General features: G+C 38.9%; 14 protein-coding genes, 2 tRNA genes and 3 rRNA genes. 9 read left to right on the forward strand and 10 right to left on the reverse strand.

Translation table 11 applies throughout. The features are described 5' to 3' along the window. Nucleotides 1-105 precede the first annotated feature (105 nt). The gene (locus ACP3T3_RS13975) at nt 106-267 is read left to right on the forward strand and encodes a bacteriocin-like protein (protein ID WP_426476451.1); all 162 of its coding nucleotides are present in this window, start codon (nt 106-108) and stop codon (nt 265-267) included. 624 nt (nt 268-891) lie between these two features. Here ACP3T3_RS13975 and rrf read toward each other — a convergent pair. The 7 genes from rrf to ACP3T3_RS14010 all read right to left on the reverse strand — a co-directional run bounded on the left by rrf (nt 892) and on the right by ACP3T3_RS14010 (nt 8,774). Beyond that, nucleotides 892-999, reverse strand: a 5S ribosomal RNA gene (rrf, locus tag ACP3T3_RS13980). A gap of 156 nt (nt 1,000-1,155) precedes the next feature. After that, nucleotides 1,156-3,913: ribosomal RNA gene (locus ACP3T3_RS13985) — 23S ribosomal RNA — on the reverse strand. Nucleotides 3,914-4,066: 153 nt separating this feature from the next. Beyond that, a tRNA-Ala gene (locus ACP3T3_RS13990) sits at nt 4,067-4,140 on the reverse strand. A gap of 91 nt (nt 4,141-4,231) precedes the next feature. Next, nucleotides 4,232-4,305 (reverse strand) — tRNA-Ile (locus ACP3T3_RS13995). A 218-nt stretch (nt 4,306-4,523) separates the two neighbouring features. Next, nucleotides 4,524-6,040, reverse strand: a 16S ribosomal RNA gene (locus tag ACP3T3_RS14000). Together the 16S, 23S and 5S rRNA genes with 2 tRNA genes alongside form the textbook arrangement of a ribosomal RNA operon. Nucleotides 6,041-7,410: 1,370 nt before the next feature. Then, nucleotides 7,411-8,457 (reverse strand): PA0069 family radical SAM protein, encoded by a 1,047-nt coding sequence (locus ACP3T3_RS14005; protein WP_426476452.1) that lies wholly within the window; start codon nt 8,455-8,457, stop codon nt 7,411-7,413. A gap of 122 nt (nt 8,458-8,579) precedes the next feature. After that, entirely contained in the window at nt 8,580-8,774 is a 195-nt protein-coding gene (locus tag ACP3T3_RS14010) for a hypothetical protein (protein WP_426476453.1), read from the reverse strand. Nucleotides 8,775-8,951: 177 nt separating this feature from the next. On the opposite strand from ACP3T3_RS14010, the gene ACP3T3_RS14015 reads away from it, so the two are divergent. Further along, on the forward strand, nt 8,952-9,302 hold the full coding sequence (locus tag ACP3T3_RS14015) for a hypothetical protein (RefSeq protein WP_426476454.1): 351 nt from the start codon (nt 8,952-8,954) through the stop codon (nt 9,300-9,302). 38 nt (nt 9,303-9,340) lie between these two features. Here ACP3T3_RS14015 and ACP3T3_RS14020 read toward each other — a convergent pair whose 3' ends face one another. The 3 genes from ACP3T3_RS14020 to ACP3T3_RS14030 all read right to left on the reverse strand — a co-directional run bounded on the left by ACP3T3_RS14020 (nt 9,341) and on the right by ACP3T3_RS14030 (nt 13,851). Next, nucleotides 9,341-10,219, reverse strand: coding sequence for an IS982 family transposase (locus ACP3T3_RS14020; protein WP_426476455.1), 879 nt, complete (start codon nt 10,217-10,219; stop codon nt 9,341-9,343). 159 nt (nt 10,220-10,378) lie between these two features. Further along, nucleotides 10,379-13,024, reverse strand: coding sequence for a hypothetical protein (locus ACP3T3_RS14025; protein WP_426476456.1), 2,646 nt, complete (start codon nt 13,022-13,024; stop codon nt 10,379-10,381). A gap of 29 nt (nt 13,025-13,053) precedes the next feature. Further along, on the reverse strand, nt 13,054-13,851 hold the full coding sequence (locus ACP3T3_RS14030; protein WP_426476457.1) for a DUF2797 domain-containing protein: 798 nt from the start codon (nt 13,849-13,851) through the stop codon (nt 13,054-13,056). An 89-nt stretch (nt 13,852-13,940) separates the two neighbouring features. Here ACP3T3_RS14030 and ACP3T3_RS14035 point away from each other — a divergent pair, with 89 nt between their 5' ends. The 7 genes from ACP3T3_RS14035 (at nt 13,941) to ACP3T3_RS14065 (ending at nt 25,471) form a co-directional block, all read left to right on the forward strand. Further along, complete coding sequence (locus ACP3T3_RS14035; RefSeq protein ID WP_426476458.1) at nt 13,941-14,969, forward strand: GDP-mannose 4,6-dehydratase; 1,029 nt, start codon at nt 13,941-13,943, stop codon at nt 14,967-14,969. A 136-nt stretch (nt 14,970-15,105) separates the two neighbouring features. Continuing rightward, nucleotides 15,106-15,327 carry a DUF2795 domain-containing protein gene (locus ACP3T3_RS14040; RefSeq protein ID WP_002662059.1) on the forward strand — a complete coding sequence of 74 codons (222 nt, stop codon included), beginning with the start codon at nt 15,106-15,108 and terminating at the stop codon, nt 15,325-15,327. 126 nt (nt 15,328-15,453) lie between these two features. Beyond that, on the forward strand, nt 15,454-18,528 hold the full coding sequence (gene secA / locus ACP3T3_RS14045) for a preprotein translocase subunit SecA (protein ID WP_426476459.1): 3,075 nt from the start codon (nt 15,454-15,456) through the stop codon (nt 18,526-18,528). 151 nt (nt 18,529-18,679) lie between these two features. Next, a complete protein-coding gene (locus ACP3T3_RS14050) occupies nt 18,680-20,857 on the forward strand; it encodes a TonB-dependent siderophore receptor (RefSeq protein WP_426476460.1) in 2,178 nt (725 codons plus the stop codon). A gap of 38 nt (nt 20,858-20,895) precedes the next feature. Next, a complete protein-coding gene (locus tag ACP3T3_RS14055; RefSeq protein ID WP_426476461.1) occupies nt 20,896-22,098 on the forward strand; it encodes a PepSY-associated TM helix domain-containing protein in 1,203 nt (400 codons plus the stop codon). After that, the gene (locus ACP3T3_RS14060; RefSeq protein WP_426476462.1) at nt 22,098-24,212 is read left to right on the forward strand and encodes a TonB-dependent receptor; all 2,115 of its coding nucleotides are present in this window, start codon (nt 22,098-22,100) and stop codon (nt 24,210-24,212) included. Before ACP3T3_RS14055 ends, ACP3T3_RS14060 begins: the two co-directional genes overlap by 1 nt. A gap of 47 nt (nt 24,213-24,259) precedes the next feature. Then, nucleotides 24,260-25,471, forward strand: coding sequence for a PepSY-associated TM helix domain-containing protein (locus tag ACP3T3_RS14065; protein WP_426476463.1), 1,212 nt, complete (start codon nt 24,260-24,262; stop codon nt 25,469-25,471). Nucleotides 25,472-25,478 lie beyond the last annotated feature (7 nt).

A 25,478-nucleotide genomic window follows, 5' to 3' on the forward strand; every position in this document is an offset into this window, starting at 1 on the left:
TGATGTACAATCTATATAATTTTATTTTTTAATCTATCACATGTAGTTTAATTAAAAATATTTTGTTTAATTTTACTTTACCAATAAATTTTTAATTAAAACAATATGAAAAATTTAAAAAAACTACAAAAAGGCCAATTAAAAAACATTTCCGGAGGTGCTAATCTTCCTGAAACAGATTTCTGTATGTATTATTGCAACGGAGTAATTGTTTGTGCAACCTGCAGTGATGATTTCAAATGTCCGGACACAAACAGTGATATGTAAGATTGAAAAAATCAAAATGTCATAAAATTAATGAACCGTTTCTTTGCAGAAGCGGTTTTTGTTTTTCTTTAGCTTTAAATAGATGGATTCTGAAGCATTGTTAAGTCTTTCATGTAAGAACAACTACTCCATCAATAATAAAGGATTTAAGGGCTTAAATAGCACCTGAAAGTAACCTGGGTTTCGTTTCGGATATGAATATTCACATTCTATATCTTCAGCACATTATTTATATGGAATGAGAACAAACCATACTCCTATCTTTTAGCCGAAACCATCCTGTTTTATCAAACCACATATTCATTATATGCATAATCATCTGTGTCAATCTGTGCCATCTGTGGTTAAAAATAAAAACAATTCAACAGGAACGGGCTGTAGCCAAAACTTATAATTGAGTTAATCCTATTAACTGAAGAAAAATAATAAGTACAATAATGCCAGTAAAGAATGGAAGCTGGAGGCGGGAAGCGGGAAGCGGGAAGCTGGAAGAAGATGGATGTATGAGCCTGGATTACTCATTACTCATTACCCATTGCCCATTAAGTTGAGCGGTTTGGGTTGGGTATAAGCCAAAAAAAATCCTTTATCATTTAAGATAAAGGATTTTAAAAATAAAATAAAAACTGGCGGCGGCCTACTCTCCCGCGTTAGCAGTACCATCGGCGCTGGTGGGCTTAACTTCTGTGTTCGGAATGGGAACAGGTGAGCCCCACCGCTAAAACCACCCTAAAGAAGGTATATAAGATATCAGAGGCTGGATTTCAGATTTCAGACTTTAAGTCTGCTATCTGAGGTCTTATACCTGACATCTGGTTTATCGATAAAAACTTTCACAAAGACAAAACCTTCAATGCACATAAAGCACCTGGTTTAATAGTAACCATAGACTATAAATCTACGGGTAATTAGTACTACTTGGCTATGACATTACTGTCTTTACACCTATAGCCTATCAACGTCGTCATCTACAACGACCCTTAAAAGATGTCTCATCTTGAGGCGAGTTTCGCACTTATATGCTTTCAGTGCTTATCTCTTCCAAACGTAGCTACTCAGCGGTGCACCTGGCGGTACAACTGATACACCAGAGGTTTGTTCAATTCGGTCCTCTCGTACTAGAATCAAGCCCTCTCAAACATCTAACGCCCGCAATAGATAGAGACCGAACTGTCTCACGACGTTCTGAACCCAGCTCGCGTGCCACTTTAATGGGCGAACAGCCCAACCCTTGGGACCTTCTCCAGCCCCAGGATGTGACGAGCCGACATCGAGGTGCCGAACCTCCCCGTCGATGTGAGCTCTTGGGGGAGACTAGCCTGTTATCCCCGGAGTACCTTTTATCCTATGAGCGATGGCCCTTCCATACGGAACCACCGGATCACTATGTCCTGCTTTCGCACCTGATCGACTTGTAGGTCTCACAGTCAAGCACCCTTATGCCATTACACTCTACGCACGGTTACCAAGCGTGCTGAGGGTACCTTTGAAAGCCTCCGTTACTCTTTTGGAGGCGACCACCCCAGTCAAACTACCCACCACGCAATGTCCTTCTGAAAGAAGTTAGGCTCCAAGTAAGTAAAGGGTGGTATTTCAACGTTGGCTCCACAAACACTAGCGTGCCTGCTTCAAAGCCTCCCACCTATCCTACACATTACTTACTCAAAGTCAATACGAAGTTATAGTAAAGGTTCACAGGGTCTTTTCGTCCCATTGCGGGTAATCGGCATCTTCACCGATACTACAATTTCACCGAGCTCGTGGCTGAGACAGTGCCCAGATCGTTACACCATTCGTGCAGGTCGGAACTTACCCGACAAGGAATTTCGCTACCTTAGGACCGTTATAGTTACGGCCGCCGTTTACTGGGGCTTCAGTCAATGCCTTCGATTTAACTCTAAGCACCTTCCTTAACCTTCCAGCACCGGGCAGGTGTCAGACCCTATACAGCATCTTTCGATTTAGCAGAGTCCTGTGTTTTTGATAAACAGTCGCCTGGGCCTCTTCACTGCGGCCACCATTGCTGATGGCGTCTCTTCTTCCGAAGTTACGAGACTATTTTGCCTAGTTCCTTAGCCACGACTCACTCGAGCACCTTAGGATTCTCTCCTCGACCACCTGTGTCGGTTTTGGTACGGGTTGCTTCACTTCGGCTTTTCTTGGATCAGATTACACTACAGCAGCTTCGCCCGAAGGCTAGGCCTTGACTATTCCGTCAGTCTTTAGCAGCTACATCCAACCGTCCCCTTTTTAGTGTGAGCAAGTATGGGAATATTAACCCATTGTCCATCCACTACCCCTCTCGGGTTCGCGTTAGGTCCCGACTAACCCTCAGCTGATTAGCATGGCTGAGGAAGCCTTGGTCTTTCGGTGAGCAGGTTTCTCGCCTGCTTTATCGTTACTTATGCCTACATTTTCTTTTCTATCCGCTCCACAATACCTCACGATACTGCTTCGGCGCAAATAGAATGCTCTCCTACCAGATATATTTTAAATATAAATCCATAGCTTCGGTAATATGTTTATGCCCGATTATTATCCATGCCGGACCGCTCGACTAGTGAGCTGTTACGCACTCTTTAAATGAATGGCTGCTTCCAAGCCAACATCCTAGCTGTCAATGCAGTCCAACCGCGTTGTTTCAACTTAACATATATTTTGGGACCTTAGCTGTTGGTCTGGGTTCTTTCCCTCTCGGACATGGACCTTAGCACCCATGCCCTCACTGCCGCAGAACATTTATTAGCATTCGGAGTTTGTCAGGAATTGGTAGGCGATGAAACCCCCGCATCCAATCAGTAGCTCTACCTCTAATAAACTTTGTTGCGACGCTGCACCTAAATGCATTTCGGAGAGTACGAGCTATCTCCCAGTTTGATTGGCCTTTCACCCCTACCCACAGGTCATCCGAAGACTTTTCAACGTCAACCGGTTCGGTCCTCCACTCTGTGTTACCAGAGCTTCAACCTGCCCATGGGTAGATCACAAGGTTTCGCGTCTAATCCTACTAACTATGCGCCCTATTCAGACTCGCTTTCGCTCCGGCTCCGGTACTTAATACCTTAACCTCGCTAGTAAAATTAACTCGTAGGCTCATTATGCAAAAGGCACGCCGTCACAGCTTTACGCTGCTCCGACCGCTTGTAGGCGTACGGTTTCAGGTTCTATTTCACCCTTCTATTCGAAGTGCTTTTCACCTTTCCTTCACAGTACTTGTTCACTATCGGTCTTTCAGGAGTATTTAGCCTTGGAGGATGGTCCCCCCATATTCAGACAGGATTTCACGTGTCCCGCCCTACTCATTTATCATCAAAATATGCCTTTCATATACAGGGCTATCACCTTCTACGGCTGTTCTTTCCAGAACATTCTATTAAACATATAACGACTTTTGGGCTAATCCGCTTTCGCTCGCCACTACTTACGGAATCTCTTCGATTTCTTTTCCTCCGGGTACTTAGATGTTTCAGTTCTCCGGGTTTGCTCCTCCTAAGAGGTGACATATCTTCAATATGCCGGGTTGCCCCATTCGGACATCTGCGGATCTATTCGTGTGTGCCAATCCCCGCAGCTTTTCGCAGCTTACCACGTCCTTCTTCGCCTCTGAAAGCCTAGGCATCCGCCATACGCCCTTAACGATTTCTTTCCTATTGGTTACTCAAGCGCTTTATGCGCTCGGTTTTCTCTTTGTGATGTCTTTACCGTTAATGTCAATGATCTTAATGTCTTTCTTTTGGTTTAGTAAACAATTGTTGTTTTTGGCTCCAATCGTCACTTTCAAACTAAACCTCCAAAACTGTGGAGAATAAGGGAGTCGAACCCTTGACCTCCTGCGTGCAAGGCAGGCGCTCTAGCCAGCTGAGCTAATTCCCCCTCTAGTTGAGTGGGTGAGTGAAGGTCTTAGAGCGTTTGAGCCTTAAACCCTTATACTCTAATACTATCAAACTCCTGTACTCAAAATTAGTAGTCTCGGGCAGGCTCGAACTGCCGACCTCTACATTATCAGTGTAGCGCTCTAACCAGCTGAGCTACGAGACTTCATTATTAATTTTAAATTTTAAATTGAAAATTTTAAATGATTATTTAAATCTAAAATCTATAATTTATAATCTAAAATCTCTCTATCCCTTTACTAATTTCTAGTGGGTTTTGTATTTTTTAATATAACCAACCAAACAAAAAACTAAAGCTTTACTTTAAGTAAGTACTTGTATCTTGCGATACTAATTTTGTTTATCGTCCTAAAAGACGCTCTAAAATGAGATGTTCCAGCCGCACCTTCCGGTACGGCTACCTTGTTACGACTTAGCCCTAGTTACCTGTTTTACCCTAGGCAGCTCCTGTTACGGTCACCGACTTCAGGTACCCCAGACTTCCATGGCTTGACGGGCGGTGTGTACAAGGCCCGGGAACGTATTCACCGCGCCATGGCTGATGCGCGATTACTAGCGATTCCAGCTTCATAGAGTCGAGTTGCAGACTCCAATCCGAACTGAGACCGGCTTTCGAGATTTGCATCACATCGCTGTGTAGCTGCCCTCTGTACCGGCCATTGTATTACGTGTGTGGCCCAAGGCGTAAGGGCCGTGATGATTTGACGTCATCCCCACCTTCCTCTCTACTTGCGTAGGCAGTCTCACTAGAGTCCCCAACTTAATGATGGCAACTAGTGACAGGGGTTGCGCTCGTTGCAGGACTTAACCTAACACCTCACGGCACGAGCTGACGACAACCATGCAGCACCTTGAAAAATGTCCGAAGAAAAGTCTATTTCTAAACCTGTCATTTCCCATTTAAGCCTTGGTAAGGTTCCTCGCGTATCATCGAATTAAACCACATAATCCACCGCTTGTGCGGGCCCCCGTCAATTCCTTTGAGTTTCATTCTTGCGAACGTACTCCCCAGGTGGCTAACTTATCACTTTCGCTTAGTCTCTGAACCATAAAGCCCAAAAACGAGTTAGCATCGTTTACGGCGTGGACTACCAGGGTATCTAATCCTGTTCGCTCCCCACGCTTTCGTCCATCAGCGTCAGTTGTTGCTTAGTAACCTGCCTTCGCAATTGGTGTTCTAAGTAATATCTATGCATTTCACCGCTACACTACTTATTCCAGCTACTTCAACAACACTCAAGACCCGCAGTATCAATGGCAGTTTCACAGTTAAGCTGTGAGATTTCACCACTGACTTACGAGTCCGCCTACGGACCCTTTAAACCCAATAAATCCGGATAACGCTTGCACCCTCCGTATTACCGCGGCTGCTGGCACGGAGTTAGCCGGTGCTTATTCGTATAGTACCTTCAGCCAGATACACGTATCTGGGTTTATCCCTATACAAAAGAAGTTTACAACCCATAGGGCCGTCGTCCTTCACGCGGGATGGCTGGATCAGGCTCGCACCCATTGTCCAATATTCCTCACTGCTGCCTCCCGTAGGAGTCTGGTCCGTGTCTCAGTACCAGTGTGGGGGATCACCCTCTCAGGCCCCCTAAAGATCGCAGACTTGGTGAGCCGTTACCTCACCAACTATCTAATCTTGCGCGTGCCCATCTCTATCCACCGGAGTTTTCAATATCAAGTGATGCCACTTAATATATTATGGGGTATTAATCTTCCTTTCGAAAGGCTATCCCCCTGATAAAGGCAGGTTGCACACGTGTTCCGCACCCGTACGCCGCTCTCAAGTCTCCGAAGAGACTCTACCGCTCGGCTTGCATGTGTTAGGCCTCCCGCTAGCGTTCATCCTGAGCCAGGATCAAACTCTCCATTGTATGTTTGTCTGACTCACTCAAAGTTTTTTAACGCTTTAGTTTTTCCTTACTTGGTTGTTATATTGTATGTCAATGATCTTTTTATCTTTCGCTTTTCAACGAAGCACTCTTCTCTGTCAGTGGCGCTCCGCATTTGCGAGTGCAAAAGTAAAACTTTATTTTGATTTGACCAAATGTCCTGAAAGAAAATTTTAAAGTTTTTTAAGTAACCTTAACCCCTTCCATAACCCTCAATCGCTCTCTACTCCTGCGCTCCCTGTTTGGGACTGCAAAGATACAAACTCTTTTTTAACCCGCAACTTTTTTTGTGAAAAGTTTTTGATGTTTTTTTCGTCTGTTTCTTTTTGGAAGTAATATCGTCTCTGCCTATCTAAAGGCTCTTCTGCGCTACCGAATCTCTCTCGTTTTTCAGTGGGGCAAAGATAGCAACTTCTTACAACGCAAAACAAATTTATTTAACTTAAATTTCATATTCCCTTCATATGGAACCTTAACCAACTGAAATAAAGTGAGAAAAATTTTAAACATTTGTTTGGAATGGGGGATGGTGGGTCAGAGGGTATGAGAGTGGGAGCGTTGGAGAGGGGTTGGGTGGTATAGGTTATAGCTGACAGGTTATAGGTTATAGGTTATAGGTTATAGGTAACGATAATGGGTAATGGTAATTAAATTATATTATAACGAATACATGCTTTTAACAATATAGGGTTGGGGTAAAGCCCAGAGGGCGGGTGTTTCTGGGGAAGACCGGGCTTGCTTCGTAAACTGGCGTTTGCGGCCTGGCTGGGTATGCCAAGAAGGGTAGCCCGCTCTTATTGGATGTTTTTGTTGTGATGGATATAGGATGATATGGGTTTTCCCGCAGATCACACAGATTTTCACAGATATAATGTATATAATAGAGGTATATAAAAAGAGAAAGCCTTTTTGAGGAGAACCTGATGAAGCTTGCTCCTACTTGTTTTTAATGAACCACAGATTACACAGATGTTCACAGATGATGTATGTATATATATATACATACAAGCTTTTTAATGTAAAAGGATAAAGCCTCCTTATAAAATATAAAAAACTGATGATGATACAGAATGGGATATTCCGGAACCCGGAACCCGAACCCGGGAACTTCATCATTCATCAATTATCGTTCATCAATTATCATTTATCAATTATCATTTATCATTCATCAACAGCTTCTTCCCTAGCCCTGATAGGAATGGTACCCCGCAGATTGCGGTGGGGAGTTGGAGGGGCTGAGAGTCGGAGGGCTGGAGGGTTGGAGGGCTGGAGCCGTGATTATGAAGATTGTTTATACTATATATTATATTTAATACTATATATTATATATGAATAAGCTTCTTGAGGTATGATCAATCAAATAGTCTCAATTGCTGGTCACGGGTTCCGGTAAAGTTAGCTGTTGAAAGTTTAGGAAATTCTTTACCTTCAAAAAATTTCTTTCTGCCGATCTTAAAAGTTGTGTGAATCATTTCAGCAATATTTCCTTCTCCTCTCTGTCTTTCAAAATATCTTTTATCTCCGAGCTTCCCGCCCCGCATAGAACGGATGAGATTTAATACTTTCTGCGCTCTGTCAGGAAAATGAGCTTCAATCCAATTCACGAAAACAGGTTCAACGGTATCATTTAATCTTACCAGCGTATATCCAAATCCGGAAGCTCCAGCATCAGAAATGGCTTTCAATATATTCAGCGGTTCATCGCTGTTAAGCCCGGGAATGATGGGAGCTACCATTATATGCACGGGAATATTGTTTCCGGAAAGAATTTCTATGGCTTTTAATTTATTTTTTGCAGAACTGGTTCTTGGCTCCATCTTTCGCCTCAGTTCTTCATTGATTGTCGGAATGCTCAAAGAAACGGAAACCAGATTCTGCTCCGCCATTGGCTTTAAAATATCGAGATCTCTTAATACCAATGCATTTTTTGTGAGAATATTGACAGGATGTCTGTAGTCAAGGCAAACCTGCAGTAATTTTCTGGTAATTTCAAACTGCCTTTCTGCCGGCTGATAGCAATCTGTGTTTCCTGATAAAAGAATCGGAGCTGCTTTGTAGCCTCTTTTCTGAAAAAACTTCTCCAGTAATTCGGGTGCATTTTTCTTTACCATGATTTTTCTTTCGAAATCAATTCCTGCACTGTAGCCCCAATATTCGTGGGTGGGTCTGGCAAAGCAGTAGGAGCAGCCGTGTTCACATCCCTGGTAAGGGTTCATAGAATATTCCATGGGAAGATCTTCGCTTTTTACCTGATTGACAATGGTTTTTGGGAAAACTTCGGTAAAAGAGGTTTTTACTGTCTCGAAATCTTCGTCTTCAGGCTCATAGGTATACCTGTCGAAACGGTTGATAACGTTTCGCTGAGCTCCCTGACCTTTTATGAAATTTTCGTTTGGCATTCCGGTGTAAAATTATAATGGATTTTTTATAAAATAATGAGTTTTAACATTAAAGTTTTCCACAAAAAAATCCAACACTTTCAAAAGCGTTGGATTTAAACATAATTAAATATATTTTTTTACTACTTCACTGCGTAAAATTCTACACCATGGTATTCATCCTCATGGTTCTTTTCATCAAAGTGTCTGTGATAATCCGAATAGGAATCACTATATTTTTTATCTTTTTTAGTCAAGATTTTTTTTATACTTATTAAACTTAATACTGCCAAAAGACCAACTCCCCCTGCCAGTAAAACTCCAACTTCTTTTTTCATATTTTCTCGGATTTATTGTTGATACCATTGCAAAAAGTATACCTATTTTGTTTTTTCAAATTATAAATTTTGTTAACATTAAACTTTATTTTTAAGGAAACTACAATCTGCTATTTTTCTTACATTTAGAACTTGTAATGGTTTAATTATTGTACTTTAACCAACAAAAATATTATTATGGAAAATCCAGAAAACATTGACAGAATGACGACCTTGAGCCAAGTCATGAAAACGCTTTCTGAAAGAGGAATACACAGGGAGTTCAGAATGAATGAAAAATGTGAAATGAAGTTTGAGAACTCAGACAAAATTTATCAGCCTTCGGAGCTGGTTATTTTGAAAACTTATCGTTTTGAAGGAGACAGTAATCCTGATGACAGCGCTGTTCTGTATGTCGTAAAAGACAATAGTGGAAACAGGGGAATGATTATAGATTCTTACGGAGCAGACAGCAATTATCCCGGTGAGGAATTTGACAGGTTTTTAAGAGACATTCCCATTTTAGAAAGTGATGAATTCAACTTTTAACTGATTCTATTTTATATTAATTTTACCCGTTGTGCATTTTAAATAATACTGACTTTTAAGTTATTGATATTTCGATTGAAATAGGCTTTATTGATGAATTGTACAACGGTTAAAGCCGTTATTTTAGCTAATATCCTGGTTTTAAATCCATCAAAACTCTTTGCATAATTACGTCTAATCATAAATTGGTCACATAATTGCGAAAACAGGGTCTCGATCCTCTTTCTCTGTTTTTTGAACAAATAAAATTGAGGTCTGTAATCTTTCTGATTCAGTCTTCTAGGCGTTTCTAATTCTATATTTGCATAATTGAACAAATCAATTTGAATTTCAGATGACAAATATCCTTTGTCTCCGAGTAATGTACAATCTGATAATTGCTCTTTAATATCTTTTAAATAGTGAATGTCGTGAACAGAGGCTGGACTTAAATCTATACTTTGAAAAATACCACTTATGGAACAAACCGCATGAAGTTTGTAACCATAAAAATGCATTTGCTCAGAGGCACAAAAACCTCTGTTTGGATAACAATATTCAGCATCTTTACAAATTTTCGAGGTGTGGCTTCTGGAAAGTTTGCAAACTTCTACAGGCATACTATCAATGATGAAGAACTTCTCATATTCATTAAAACTTATGGCTAGTTTCATTCGTATTTCATTAATCTTAGTAGCCAATCTACGTTTGCGCCGATTGTAGACACTTCGATCTATTTTTTGCCCAATTGTATCGGGAATATGTCGAAAAAGATGATTTTCACTATCAATACCCATAAATTCAGCGGTTAAGGCAAGACTAATCAATTCCAAATCCTTTAACTTGGGAACTCGTCTTTGATAAGACAGTAGATTCTCATTTGATATTTTTCGTAAAACTTCCAAAATTCTTTCGTAATTTGCATTCAAGTTGTTCATTGTAAATGTTTTATTGCTAATACATTTTACTGATTTTCAATCAAATGAACAACTTTTTCTCTTTTAATTCATAATGCACAACGGGTATTAATTTTTTAAACCATTAAGGTCGTTTAACGGAAGATTTCAATCAATCGTCTACCTTAATGGTTTAAGGAATTATTCTTCCGTTTTTTCTTTTTTCTTGAAGATATTGTTCAGAAAACCTTTCTTCTCTTTTTTCTCATCTTCCGCTTTGGAGGTTTTATTTTTGATCTCCTGTTTTATTTCTTTTACGGACTGTTTCATTTCTTTTACCGATGAAACTGCATTTTTCACTTTCTTTTCAGTGTTTTCTACATTTACACCTATCAGTGTTTTCTTTAATCCCTGTTCAATTCCTTTCCAGAAGAGATTGAAGAAAGACTTTGTGGGATCACGTTCTACGTTTTCTACAGCAACAGACTCTGGGAAACTTCCTGAATCTGATTTTATGAAAACATTGGCTACAGCCGTCAGAAAGCCTTTTTTCTCATGATTATTCTTATTTAAAACGGCAATTTTAAGATCTTTATGCTTTAGGTTAAAAGTTCCGTGTAATCCGGCAGGATTTCCTTTAAAATTAAAGAGCATTTCCTGAATAGTTCCCGCAGTAGCCGTCACGTGAAGATAAGGTCTGATAAACGGATTGATTCCACTGGCGGGAAGATTGGACGTTTTACCAGAAATTGTAAAGTTATCTTTCTGATCAGCGACATCAAAGTTCCAGTTTACGGAAAGTGGTGAGAGATTCATGAAAGAACAATTGATTTTAATATCCACTTTGGTGGGTTTTCCTTTTATTTTAGCAGAATTCAGGTTTTTAACATTCATATTAAAGTTGCTGAAAGTCAGTTTTCCAGGTCCCAAACTTTCCGGAGTATCTTCTTCGTAAACTAAGATGGAGTTTTTCAGATCAAGATTATTAATTGTCAGCGGAATTTTGATAGACCGCAGCATTTTTGAGTACAAGGCTTTTATTTTTGGATCGTCTTTCGGGATCTTGCTTCTGAAAATATTGGCATTTGCAGACCTAATCTCTACCTGGGAGGCATTGATCATTTTATTGTGAGAAAACAGGTCCCAGTCTCCTTCTGCCGTTATTTGTCCGGCTTTTAAATCATACAGATCCCTTTCCACAGGTATCATCTTGATAAACTGTGCTCTTGAAACAAGGGGCTTCATAGCAAAATTGTTAATCTGTACTTTATTTTTATTCAGCTTAAGAAGCCCAAGACTCATGTTATAAAACGCTGTTTTATAAGCGAGGTTTCTCGTGGTAATATAATAATCTTTCACTTTGAAGGAAAGCCCCGGTTGATTGGGTTTAGGTGATAACTCAATATTATTTACCGTTGCATTAAGATCATGGAAAGTTAAAGGCTGTTTTCCTTTATCATAAGTAATGTTTGAATTTTTTAAGGATGTTTTTCTTATAATAATGGAATTAATAATGCCGGGCTCCGCAGACTTATGGGTTGTTTTTTCACCTGCTTTAAAAGTTCCGTTGATGTTTTCTACAAGAAGATCTTTAAGGTCAATATTCATTTTTTTGTCAACAAATTCCAGTTTATTGATATTAAAGGCAATATGATTTGTCTTTAATGCTGTCACTGCTTTTCCTGTTGCAGAATAGGCCGGCGTCAATATAACATCCCATATTTCACCATTTGAGGGTTTCAACGCTAAGCTTCTTATTGTAACATTCTGAGCATTGGAATATTCAATATTCCTTCCTGCAATGGTAAAATCTTTGTATCCTATAGGAATGACCTGTTCAGAAGTTTCTTTATTAAATATCAGCTGATTGATATTTAAATTAAGATTCCCAGCAGATAAAAGCTTATTTCCATCTGGTTTATTGATCTGAACTACGCCATTATTCAGCTTAATATTTTTTAAATCAACTTCAAAATTTGATTTTTTCTCATTCTTTTTCTCTTTTACTCCTGTATTGTATACTGTAAAAGCAGGATTCTGAATATCTGCATTGGCAAGAGACACCTTATTTTTATTCAATATGATGTCTTTGAATTCCATTTTTGGAACATTGAATTCAAATAGCCTTGTTTTTTTAGGATAAAATCTTTTAAACTGAGCAAAAGAAAGAAGCGGAGTCAGTCTGAAATTCTCCACTGACATTTGTCCATCTGCCGTATTAATTGTCCCGATGGTTACAGCGTATGTTTGATCAGGACGGAAAAAGAATTTTTCTCCTTTAATGCTGTAGCTGTCGAAAACAACCGGTAGTTTATTCTCTACAGATTCTTCTGTCATCTGTAAATTTTCTACAAAAAGATCCAGCTGCTGTACAGATAAAAATTTTTGTCTGGTATGCCTGAAAATCGCAATTTTCCCGGTGTTGATCCTGATATTTTCAAACAAAAAGGGACTTTTCTTTTTGCCGGTTTTATGATCGGCCGGCTTTGCGAGAATGACATTTAAATTGGGTTTAGCCAGCAGCAAATCTGAAGAGCTTATTCTTTTATTAAAAAGAGCATCATAGAGCCCGAAACGGCTTATTTTCAAGGTATCAACAGTTCCCTGCAATCCAATTACATCTGTATTTTGCGGATCTTTACTGTTTACAGAAATTGCGGTAGCCAAGATATTTCCTGTTCCTAAATCTACATCCAGGGTTTTATAGGAAACTTTATAATCCGTATTCTTTTTTATGTAGTTGGGAAGCTGGGTTTTAAGCCACATATTGAGTCCGAAATTCGCGGCAAGAAGAATTACTGCCAGGATTCCGAAGCTTATTAATATCCTTTTAACCCATTTCCTCATATTGTGTGATTTGGTTTTATTTATATCGATCAATTCCTGATTTCCAGCTCAATCACATATCCTTCATGCCCTCTTACATTGATGAAGTTTACTCCTTCAAATCCCAGATATTGTCCTTTAATACCGGTAAGCCTTCCTGTGAATTCTGGTTTTTTGTCTAACGTAAATGAAGAGACTTTCTCAGGTTTTTCAAAAGGATAATCAAACATCCATAATTCTTCCCCATCCCTATAGAATTTCTGAAAATCTTCGGGAAAATATTCTTTGATCTTTTGTCTGAAGTCTGCAAGGTCTATTTCTCCTTCAAAATCATCCTGCAGCATTTTTCTCCAATTGGTTTTATCTGCTAAATGTTCTTTTAAAGCTACTTCTATCATTCCTGCTTCATAACGGTTCTCTGTTCTTGCTATGGGTAATGCAAAAGTTGCTCCCTGATCAATCCATCTTGTAGGAATCTGCGTATTTCTGGTTACCCCTACTTTTACATCTCCTGTATAAGCCAGATACACAGTGTGCGGCTGAAGCTGAATTTGTTTTTCAATCTCCAGATCCCGTTCTGCCACCCCTAAATGTGCTGTAGAAAGTTCCGGACGGATAATAGTATCACTTGCATAAGGGCTTTCAAAAAAGCAGTTTTTGCAGAATCCCATTCTGTAAACCGGTTTATTTTCGCCACAATTTACACATTGGAATCCAACATGTTTTATGCTTAACTCCTTTCCAAACAGCTCATTCATATGAATCAGATCTCCTGAAAGACTGAGGTAGTATTGAATGGGTTTATCATCGTAGCTTGTCATCTTTAAAATTTGCCCTTGAAACTGCATATTATATTTATATTACTTTTTTAAGTAAATTTAATGATTATATTTTTCAAAAAGTAAAATTTATATTTTTGTACCCATAAAAAATACAAATGGTTTATCTCATAACAGGCGGTAGTGGATTCATTGGTTCTCATTTAATTGAGCGATTATTAAGAAATGGACATTCTGTCATAAACGTTGACAATTTTGATGATTTTTACAACTATCAGGTAAAAATTAAAAATACTTTAGAGTCAATTGGCAAAATTCCGGATTTTGAGTTCTCGGATAAAGAGGCTGACATCCGGCACTTGGTTTCCCTCAGCTCTTCTGACCAATATACCCTCTATTGGCAGGATATCCGGGATCAGAAAGGTCTTGAAGACATTTTTAAAAATCATCATATTGATATGGTGATTCATCTTGCGGCACTTGCCGGGGTACGCCCTTCTATTGAACGTCCTCTGGAATATGAAGAAGTGAATGTAAGAGGTACTATGAATCTTTGGGAACTGTGTAAGGATTTTAATATTAAAAAGTTTATTTGTGCATCCTCTTCAAGTGTTTACGGAAATAATGAAAAAATCCCGTTTGCAGAAACAGATAATGTAGATAATCCAATCTCACCGTATGCTGCCACCAAGAAAAGTGGAGAAATTATCGGCCACGTTTATCATAACCTATACCATATAGATATGATCCAGCTTAGGTTTTTTACGGTATATGGGCCAAGGCAAAGACCGGATCTTGCGATACACAAATTTACAAAGCTTATTTCAGAAAATCAGGAAATACCTTTCTATGGAGACGGAAATACGGCCAGAGATTATACGTATATAGATGATATTATTGACGGAATTACAAAGTCTATCCTTTACCTGGAGCACAATTCAGGAGTATATGAGATTCTGAACCTTGGAGAAAACCAGGTAATCACTTTATCAGAGATGGTAGCCACTATAGAAATGGCATTAGGAAAATCTGCCATTAAAAAAATTCTGCCAATGCAGCCCGGAGATGTCACAAAAACCAATGCAGATATTACCAAAGCAAAGGGTTTAATAGGATATAAACCAGCCACAGACTTCCAAAATGGCATAAAAAAATTTGTGGAATGGTTTTTGAGAAAACGACATTAAGTAAATTGCTGACATAGCTGCCAGTCAGTTTGTGACAGCCATTTATAATAAAAAATTATAAAAAGAATTGAAAATCAAGTATAAAAAAGTTTATTATACAACCTATTTTTATACTTTTGCAAAAAATTAGAAAATTATGTACTGGACATTAGAATTAGCTTCATATCTAAGTGACGCACCTTGGCCAATGACAAAAGCAGAGCTTATTGACTACGCAATCAGAACTGGTGCTCCTATGGAAGTAGTTGAAAACCTTCAGGCAATCGAAGACGAAGGGGAAATTTATGAATCTATCGAAGAAGTATGGAGTGACTATCCTACTGATGAAGATTTCCTTTGGAACGAAGACGAATATTAATAAAGCGATAAGCTTTAGGCTATGTGCTTAGAGCTTTTTTGCCTTTTTTTATATATTAATTTACACGATAAGCGTGTCATTTAAAACGCTTAAAGCATCTTGCATTAAGCATAAAGCAAAAAATTTATGAGTTTTTTAAACAAAGTTCTTAAAGGGTTTTTGGGAGACAAAAAAGCGCAGGACCTAAAAGAAGTAAAAAAAGTTGTAACAAAAATCAGAGCTGTAGAACCTAACATCCAGCAATTGACGGATGATGGGCTCAGACAAAAGACGGCTGAGTTTAAAGAGAATATAAAATCTGCAACCAGCAAGATCACAGCTCAAATAGAACAGATAAAAGAGCAGATAAAAAATTCAACAAACGTTGATGAGAAAGAAGCTCTTTTCTCAAAAATTGAGTCTCTAAAAAAAGAATCATACGAAATTGAAGAAAAAATTCTGATTCAGATCCTTCCTGAAGCTTTTGCATTGGTAAAAGAGACTGCAAGAAGATGGGCTCAGAATGGAGAAATCCGTGTTACTGCAAATGACTGGGACAGAGAACTGGTAGCTGCAGGAAAAGATTTTGTCAGCATTCAGGGAGACACAGCTGTTTGGAAAAACTCATGGGACGCTGCCGGAACTCCTGTAGTTTGGGATATGGTCCACTATGATGTTCAGTTTATCGGAGGGGTTATTCTTCACAGCGGTAAAATTGCCGAGATGGCAACCGGTGAAGGTAAAACTCTGGTAGGAACATTACCTATTTATTTAAATTCACTTCCTGAAAGAGGAGTACACGTGGTAACCGTGAACGACTACCTTGCGAAAAGAGACTCCGCATGGATGGGTCCTCTTTATCAGTTCCACGGAATGTCTATAGACTGTATCGATAACCACCAGCCGAATTCAGACGGAAGAAGAAAAGCATACAACTCAGATATTACTTACGGAACGAATAACGAATTCGGTTTCGATTATCTGAGAGACAACATGGTGACATCACCTTCAGAACTGGTACAAAGAGAACTGAACTTTGCGATCGTGGATGAAGTTGACTCTGTATTGGTAGATGATGCAAGAACACCATTGATCATTTCCGGTCCTGTACCTCAGGGGGACAGACAGGAGTTTGATGTTCTTAAGCCTTCTATTGACAGAATTGTAGAAGTTCAGAAGAAAACGGTTTCTGCTATTTTCAACGAAGCGAAAAAATTAATCGCTGCCGGAAATACCAAAGAAGGTGGATTCAAATTACTTCAGGCATACAGAGGTCTTCCAAAAAACAGACAATTAATCAAATTCTTATCGGAAAGCGGGAACAGAGCATTGCTTCAGAAAGTTGAAGCCCAGTATATGCAGGACAACAACCGTGATATGCCGATTGTAGATAAAGATCTTTACTTCGTAATTGAGGAGAAAAACAACCAGGTAGACCTTACAGACAAAGGTGTTGAATACATGTCTCAAGGTAACTCTGATGCCAATTTCTTTGTACTTCCGGATATCGGAACTGAGATTGCTGAATTAGAGGCTAAAAATTTATCTAAAGAAGAAGAATTTGAAGCAAAAGAAAGACTTTTCTCTGATTTTGCTGAAAAATCTGAGCGTGTTCACACCATGAGCCAGCTATTGAAAGCGTATACATTATTTGAAAAAGATGATGAGTATGTAGTTATTGACGGTGAAGTAAAAATCGTTGATGAGCAGACAGGCCGTATCATGGAAGGACGCCGTTATTCAGATGGTCTTCACCAGGCGATTGAAGCCAAAGAGAATGTAAAAATTGAGGCCGCTACTCAAACTTTTGCCACTATTACGCTTCAGAACTATTTCCGTATGTACAACAAACTTGCGGGGATGACAGGTACTGCTGAAACTGAGGCGGGAGAGCTTTGGGAAATCTACAAATTGGACGTTGTGGTTATTCCAACAAACCGTCCTATTTTGAGACATGACAAACAAGATTTGGTTTTCAAGACCAATAGAGAAAAATATAATGCTGTAATTGAAGAAATTGAAAGATTAACAGCAGAAAAAAGACCTGTACTTGTAGGAACTACTTCTGTTGAAATTTCTCAGTTACTTTCAAAAGCACTTCAGTTAAGAAAGATTCCACATCAGGTATTGAATGCGAAGCTTCACAAAAAAGAAGCGGAGATTGTAGCTGGAGCAGGACAGCCGGGCGTTGTAACGATTGCAACAAACATGGCAGGTCGTGGTACGGATATCAAGCTTTCTAAAGAAGTAAAAGAAGCCGGAGGTTTAGCCATCATCGGTACCGAAAGACATGATTCACGACGTGTTGACAGACAGTTGAGAGGTAGAGCGGGACGTCAGGGAGATCCGGGAAGCTCTCAGTTCTATGTATCTCTTGAAGATAACTTAATGCGTTTGTTCGGTTCTGAGAGAATTGCTAAAATGATGGACAGAATGGGTCATAAGGAAGGTGAAGTAATTCAGCACTCTATGATCAGCAAGTCTATTGAAAGAGCTCAGAAGAAAGTAGAAGAAAATAACTTTGGTACCAGAAAGAGACTCCTTGAGTACGATGACGTAATGAACAAACAGCGTGATGTAATCTACAAGAGAAGAAAGAATGCTTTATTCGGAGACCACCTGAAATATGATATCACGAATATGATTTTCGATGTTGCCAATTCTATCGTTGCGAAAGGAAAAGCTTCAGGAAGTTATAAAGATTTTGAATATGAAATTATTAAAACCTTTACTATGGAATCTCCGATTTCGCAAAGTGACTTTAATAATAAAAATGTTCAGGATCTGACGAATATCTTATTCCAGGCAGCTCAGGAAGACTATAGAATGAAGCTGAACCTATTGAAAGAAAAATCATTCCCAATTATTGAGAATGTATATCAAAATCAAGGATCGATGTTCAAAATGATCCAGGTTCCTTTCACAGACGGGCATAAAACGATGACTATTGTAGCTGACCTTAAAGAAGCTTATGATACCCATTGTGAAAGCTTAGTGAACGATTTCGAAAAGAATATCACTTTATCAATCATTGATGAAAACTGGAAACTTCACCTTCGTGAGATGGACGACTTGAGAAGATCATCACAGGGAGCTGTTTACGAGCAAAAAGATCCGCTTGTCATCTATAAGCAGGAGTCTTTCCACTTATTCAGTGAAATGATCGACAAATTAAACAAAGAAATTATTTCTTTCTTATACAAAGGAGAAATTCCGGCTTAAGAAAAATACAATAATATCATCTAAAAACCGCTATGGCATTGGTCATAGCGGTTTTTTGTTATTCACTATATAATAATTTTATGATAAATATCAACTTTATTATTTATTTAGAACAGTTAAAAATAATATATTTGCAGAAAATTTGACTTTCATGAAAAATGTACTGATCTGTGCTTCCGCACTGGGAACAATGCTGGTTTCTGCGCAAAAAAAAGATACCATCAAATCCAATGATATTGAAGAAGTAGTTGTTAACGGAAGATATTATCAGAAGTACAAGCTCAATGAGGTTTCAGGTTCATTAAGAATCCAGACTCCTATTCTTGAGCTTCCTCAGAATGTACAGTCTGTAAGCTCACAGGTTCTTGCTGACCAGCTTACCCTGAATATGTCTGAAGGAATTGTTCGTAATGTAAGCGGGGCAAGAAAAGTAGAACACTGGGACAATGTGTATTCCAATGTTTTCATGAGAGGTGCCGGTATTGCCACTTTCATGAACGGGATGAATGTTTCTTCTACGTGGGGTCCTATCAATCCGGACGCCTCTATTATTGACAGAATTGAGTTTGTAAAGGGTCCTGCCGGATTTATGGGTTCTATGGGAGATCCTGCCGGATTTTATAATGTAGTAACCAAAAAGCCTACGGGAAAATTTGCCAACAGTGTACGTTTCACAACGGGAAGCTATAATCTTTTCAGAGGAGAAGCTGATCTTGACGGGGTTTTTGTGAAAGACGGCGTGTTAGATTACCGTATCAATTTAATGGGAAGCTCTAACAATTCCTGGGTTGAAAATGATAAAACGAGTAAAATCATTGTTGCGCCTTCCCTTACTTTCAGACCTACAAAGACGACTACATTTACGGCACAATATAATTATCAATACTTAAAATTCAATCAGCCGGGAGCTTATCTGATGTCTAATGACGGGTATGCTTCACTGAATGTACACACTAACTTTAATGATCCGAACTTTAAAAAGACCGAAGTAAAAGATCAGAGTTTATTTTTAAGCTTAGATCAAAAACTTTCCAAAGATTGGGTTTGGAGCACACAGTATGCTTACATGGATCTGAATTATGACGGAGGTTCATGGTGGGGAACTTTTGACCCGGCCAATAAGAATGTATTGAACAGAACCTTAAGCAACTGGCAGGCAAAAGGAAAAAACCACATTTTCCAGACGTATGTAAGAGGAAAACTGAATACAGGAAATATTGTACACAAAATAATTGCAGGATTCGACTACGGAGACAGAAAATATAATGCAGACTTTTCTTCCTATTCAAAAATTGTAGATGGTAAAGAAACCCTGCTATTTCCAATAGATATTTATAATGTTCAGTATGGTGTAGATCCTTCAAAATTACCGTCATCTGACTTTTATACTTTAAACACTTCTGCTCCTTTTTATAACGATCAGGGAGTAAAATATACCTCTTATTATGCTCAGGATCAGATTGAGATGTTCGATAATAAATTGAGAGTAACACTGGCAGGAAGATATACGAGCGGTAAAACGTATTCTGCCTATCCGAACCTTAGCCCGGGAACTCCTATTGTGCCTGATAAGGCCGGCGAATTTACCCCAAGAGTAGGGATAAGCTATTCTATTAATCAAAACTTCTCCGCTTACGGTATTTATGATAAGACTTTTGTTCCGCAATCCGGAAACGGGGTTAACGAAACTAAGATTACAGATCCTTTCAGAGGTCAGAACATTGAATTCGGTTTGAAAAAAGACTGGTTTGGAGGAAAGTGGAACTCTACTTTTGCCGTTTACGAAATCAGAAGACAAAATATCCTTGTTGCTGGTCCTAAAGAACAAAATGGAGGGACTCCTTTCCAGGTCGCTACTGGTGAGCAAAGAGCAAGAGGTTTTGAAACCGATATCAAAGGAGAAATCATCAAAGGCCTGAATATTATCATCAATTATGCTTATACAGATGCAAAAACTGTCAAAGACACAGATCCTACAAGAATTGGAATACAGTCTCCCGGAAATGCAAAAAATGTACAGAATACATGGGTAAACTACAGGTTTGAAAATGGTCTTATGAAGGGTTTCGGAATCTCAGCAGGATATCAGTATCAGGGAGGAAGACAATCATGGTATGGAGTAAATGCCACGAAAGATCAAAGCCTTCCGGATTATTTTGATACCAACTTTGGAGTTTCCTATGTTGCTAAAAAATTTGATGTCAACCTGATGCTGAATAATGTCCTTAACAAAAAGCTTTACAGCGGATACAGAGGAGATGCCGGCGAATATGCATGGATCTACAATGCTCCCCGTAACTGGAGATTATCAATAGGATATAAATTTTAAAAATTAAGGTTAGCCCCTCATGGGGTTAACCTTTTGCTATGAGAAAAAAACATCATCATAAAAAGAAAGTTTCTTCAACAAAAAAATGGTCCGCAAAACTGCATCTGTGGTTGGGTTTATCCGTCGGCTTCATTATATTTATAGTCTCTCTATCAGGGACTTTATATATTTTTAAGGATGAAGTACAGAATAGCTTACGCAAAGAAGCCATTTATCTGAAAAAAGAGGATATTGGAACAAAGCCGCTGTCTATTTATCTGCTTCGTGAAAAAGTAGCACTGGAACTCAACGAAAAACATCCGTTAAGCTCAGTAGAAATCCCTTTAGACAAAAGCAAATCCTACCGATTTCTTTATTATGAAAAAAGTAAAAAGGGCTGGAATTATTTCCAGCAGGTACGCATCAACAAACAGGTTTATGTAAATCAGTATACCGGTCAAATCCTGGCCGTTTATGATGAAAAATATGATGTATTCAATATTCTGAAATATATCCATTGGGGACTTCTGCTCAATTCCGAATGGGGACCCTATACTGTAGGAATCCCGACCGTTCTCTTTATCATAATGTTGGTTACAGGAATCATCTTATGGTGGCCTAAAAATAAAAATGCCAGAAAAGGACGTTTTTGGTTCAATTGGGAAAATGTAAAAAACTGGAAACGCAAAAACTATGATCTTCACAATGTATTAGGGTTCTATGCTTCATTCATTGCCTTAATAATGAGTGTTACGGGAATCTATTTTGCATATCTGTATGTAAAAAATACCTTTAACCTTGCGATATCCGGTTATTGGGAAGCTCCAAAAGAAAAAGAAATCAAGTCTCCGGATTCACTGATGGTAAAAAATGAAGCTGTTTTTGATCTAGCCGCAGCGCAGACCAAAAAATTGTATGCAGGTTCATCCAGTTTCAGAATCAATTTAAACGGAAAGAACAAAAAAGGGAAAGAACTGAAAAGCCTTCCGGTAACAGTGTACGGACTGGATGGCAGATATAGCGAAAGAAACATCCTGACATTCGACAAATACTCCGGAAAACTACTGAACAACAAACCTCATCACAATCTCAATACTGCTGAGAAATATTCCAATGCCAATTATGATATCCATACCGGTTCCTACTTTGGAATCATTGGAAAAATTATCTGGTTTATGGCCGGCCTTACGTGTACATCGCTCCCTGTAACCGGATTTCTGGTTTGGTGGGGGAAAAGAAAGAAAAAAGGAAAGAAAATATAATGAAAAAAGTGCTTTTATCAGCTGCCTGCTTAGGAACTGCTACTGTTTTTGCCCAGGTAAAAGATAGTTTACAAACCAAAAATGTGGATGAGGTTGTGATGACTGCCTCCAGGAAAAAGGAAAGCATAAAAGAGGTTCCCAGCTCCATTACCGTTGTAGGAGAGAAACAAATCCAGTCACAGCTAACGGTTAATTCAGATATTACAAGTATTCTGCAGTACACTGTTCCCAGTTTGGGAACCAATTCAGGGCAGACTTCCAATACCGGACAGACGTTACGAGGGCGCCAGGTTTTGGTTTTGATTGATGGAATTCCACAATCTACTCCACTTCGTAACGGAGCCAGAGATTTAAGAACTATAGATCCTTCAGCGATCGAAAGAATCGAAGTAATCAAAGGAGCTTCGTCCATCTATGGTAACGGAGCAGACGGAGGGATCATCAACTATATTACGAAAAGAAACAAAACAGATCAAAAGATCTCAGGAATTTCACAGATTGGCTTTACTGGACAGCCATATGGTGGTACTTTAGGAGTAAGAGCCAGCCAGCTTTTATCCGGAAAGATCAATAAATTTGATTATACCCTTTCATTAGCTTACGAAAGAACGGGCTATACAAAAGATGGGGATGGTATTTTAATAAGCCCTACCTACAGCATTGCCAAAATGGACAATTACAACGGCTTGCTGAAAATAGGTTATAATATCAACGAAAATCAAAGAATTGAAGCATCTTACATCGGATATTCTTCAAGATCAGACCTTAATGTAGGATTAAAGACAGGAAAATACGGCATCACGCCTACCATTGGGGAAGGAATCGGAAAAGGTCTGGAGACAACGCCGCAGGGAACTCCGAAAAACCATAATATCAGAGTGAGCTATGACAATAAAAACCTGTTCGCAGGAACGTCTTTGAATATCAACCTTTATTATCAGGATTTTAAAACCGTTTACGGATACAGTGACACCTTTTTCAACGGCGGACAGTCTAATGTGATCTCAAAAAAAGCAGGGGCAAGATTCAATTTTGATACCCAGCTTTGGAATTCAGCCAACTCTCAGGGAGAAATCATCTACGGAGCGGATATCCTGAATGATGAAACCGTACAAAAGCTGGAAGATGGCCGTTTCTGGACTCCCAACATGACCATGACCAATATTGCTCCTTTTGTATTGGCAAAAATTGATCTTTTTAAAAAATTCACAATCAAAGGAGGTCTTCGCTATGAAAACATCAAAGTGAATGTAGATGACTTCAATACCCTTTCAACCCTTAAAAGTGACGGAACTTTCACGAAAAGTATTCCTGTAGCAGGTGGAAAACTGAACTACAATGCATTGGTAGGGAATATTGGTATCCGTTATAATATTGAGCCTTACATCAACCTTTTCGGAAGCTTCTCTCAGGCCTACTCTATCAATGAGTTAGGAAGAATTTTAAGAACCTCAACCTCTGAGACTATTAAAAGTTTAGAAACCAAACCAATCATCGTTAACAATTACGAATTGGGGGCAACAGGACAGCTTTCCAGCTGGCTGAATTATGAATTAACCTCTTATGTAAGCACTTCCAAACTGGGAGCTTCATTCGTACAGAGCCCGGACAGGGCATTAATGATTCAGCGATCTCCTGAAATTGTATACGGTGTGGAAGGATTTTTACACTTTACTCCTGTAAAATGGATCCAGTTTGGCGGAAGCTACAGCTGGATGGAAGGAATTACTTCCGTAAAAGATGATGGTGATTATTCTGCAAAGATCAATAACAGCAGAATTTCTGCGCCTAAAGTATTGGCTTATGTTCAGGCGAGACCTGTCCCTGCTTTATCCATTGGTCTTGATATGCTTCACTCGTTCCAACAAAACAGATTTGAGCCCAATGCGAAGACCGGATTGTATGCTTATGGTGAAGGATATGTTCCTGAATATACCGTCTTTAATTTTAAATCAAGCTATGAGGTCAGCAACAACTGGAGACTGTCATTGGGTATTGAAAACCTGTTCAACAAAGTATATCAGCCTGCTATTTCATGGTGGACAGCAAGAGACAGTGATTTCACGAATGCTCTTGGAATGAGGGGGACATTCATGATTGAATATAAATTTTAATTAAACGAGATAAAGTAAAATATCTTTGCTTTACTTTTTACTGCAATATGAAGAAAAATCATCATCATAAAAAGAAACCGGGATTCTTTAAAAAATGGTCTGCAAAACTGCACCTGTGGTTCGGACTGGGAATAGGCTTTCTGATCTTTATTATCTCTATTACCGGAGCATTGTACGTTTTTAAGGATGAAGTGGAAAATATCACCCGAAAAGACGTCATCTACCACCATGAGCAAAATATTGAACAGAAGCAGGTTCTTCCTATCAGAATGATGGAAAAAACTGTTGCGGAACAGGTAAAAGAAAAATATCCGATCCACTGGGTAAACGTTCCTATTGACAAAAAGATGTCCTATATGTTCTTCTGGTATGAGCATAATACGGATGCCTGGAATTATTTTGATGAATTTCCGATCTACAAACAAGCTTATGTCAATCCCTACACCGGGAAAGTACTGAGGGTATATGATGAAAAAAACGGATTTTTCAATATTGTAAAAATGATCCACTGGAGTTATCTTCTGAAACAGGATTGGGGAACTTATGTCGTGGGAATTCCGGTTATCATCTTTATCTTAATGCTTATTTCCGGGATTATTCTGTGGTGGCCAAAGAACAAAGCGGCAAGAAAACAGCGTTTTGCTTTCAAATGGAAAAATATTAAAAGCTGGAAACGGAAAAATTATGACCTTCATAATGTCTTGGGGTTTTATGCATCAATATTTGCTTTAATTTTCTCAATTACAGGACTTTTCTATGCGTTTTTTGTGGTGCAGGCGATGATCTATGTAATATTTTCCGGGGGAGAAACCAAGTATCCTGACTTCTCACACATTAAAACAAAAGCTCCTGTTGAGCTGAGAACAGAGGGAACACTGGATAAAATCATCCATACAGTACAGACAAAGTATCCCGAGTCTTATGGTTTTGCTATAGATTTAGGCCATCCGCACATGGATGACCATGAACACCCCAACTTTGAAGTATATGTAAAACACCTTTCCTATTCTTATCATAAAAGCAGCAGCTTAATCTTTGATGAAAACTCCGGAGCGCTTCTTCATACTCATGATCCGAAGGATAAAAACTTCGGCGAAAAGGTGGTAAACGCCAATTACGATATTCACGTAGGCGCTATTTTGGGGCTTCCCACCAAGATTATTGCTTTCGTTGTAAGTATTATCTGTGCTTCACTTCCGGTTACCGGATTTATGATCTGGTGGGGGCGAAAAAAGAAAAAAAAGGTAAAAACAGCTTAAAATAGTA

The organism is Chryseobacterium sp. CBSDS_008 (assembly GCF_049959325.1).
Lineage (GTDB): Bacteria > Bacteroidota > Bacteroidia > Flavobacteriales > Weeksellaceae > Chryseobacterium.